This window comes from Polaromonas sp. P1_E1_2, assembly GCF_056406035.1.
The window spans coordinates 1-1,226 of the sequence record NZ_JBFUAZ010000880.1; the positions used below are offsets into that span (position 1 = coordinate 1).

Consider the following 1,226-nt stretch of genomic DNA (forward strand, 5'->3'; position numbering starts at 1 on the left):
GCAGCGCGGGAAGGTACATGTCGATGGCGAAAGGGCCGATGGCGGACAGCAAACCCAGCACCAGGGCTGCCCGGAAGAAACTTTTTGTCATGAATGAAATGAAGTCAAGCCGCTTTGTGTATCAGTAACAAGGTGGAAGGCCTTGCACCCAAACGGCACTGTTAAAACCGCCATTGAAAACGCACCAGGGCGGGGCGCAATGACGGTAAGAAATTATCTGCGGCTATTGTCGCTGACCTCGCTGTCTCTTGCTTGCACTGCGCCGGTAACCTGTCAGGCCTGACAGGGGCCGAAATGTAAGCGGGACACTGTGTTGATTCAAACTGTAATGAAGCCGCAATACGGGGTTTAACCTGAGGTCTTTGGACGAACAGGAGCGCACCCCGATGCATAGACGTGAATTTTCACAGGCCGCCGTGGCGGCGGGCGCGTTGGCCGCCTTTGGGCCTTTCATGACGGCCCGGCTTGCCCAGGCCGCAGCGCCTCTTGCTGCGGCCGGCTCGCCAGCGATGGGGACCAATCTTTCCGGCATGGAATGGGCAAAAACCGGCTTGCGGCGCAACACGAGTTCTGCAACCAACATCCATTTCACCGTGCCGCGCAAGGCCGACGTGGATTATCTCGCCGCCTGCGGCTTCACCAAAAACAGGCTGCCCATTCAATGGGAGCTGCTGCAGCCCATGCTGCATGACACAGTGGCCAACGCTGCGGCCAAAGCGGCGATCGGCAATCCGGGTGTCTTTCATGCTGCGTATGAAGCCTATATCACCGGTGTGCTGGACGCCCATGCGGCGGCGGGTATGAAGTGCATCATCGACAACCATAACTACGGGCGCTACCAGGATTTCAAATTTCAGGCCGACGGATCCGTACTCGGCCTGACGGTGCCGTCCGACCCGCTGCTGCGGCCCTACACCACCGATGCAAGCCAGGTGCAGGTGAGGATTTTTTCGCTGACCGCAGGCGCCACGCTCAAGCAGTCCCAGTTTGCGGATTTCTGGGCGCGTGCCGCCACGAAGTGGAAGAGCCACCCCGGCTTCGGCGGCTATGGCCTCATGAACGAACCGCACGACCTGCCCAAGCCGGGTGGCCTTATCGCCTCGGATGAAGAAACCGTGAAGGGTGGTGAAGACCTGGCGATCATGGCGGCGTATTCGCAGGCTGCCATCAATGCGATCCGGGCCATAGACCCCATCAACCCCATTTATGTGGGCGGCAACCAGTAC

At 59.4% G+C, this 1,226-nt stretch carries 1 protein-coding gene; it reads left to right on the top strand.

Annotation, left to right across the window (positions count from 1 at the left end; all coding sequences use genetic code 11):
* Positions 1-386: 386 nt before the first annotated feature.
* On the top strand, positions 387-1,226 hold an 840-nt coding region (locus AC1D1P_RS23750), incomplete at its 3' end, for a glycoside hydrolase family 5 protein (RefSeq protein WP_477674704.1).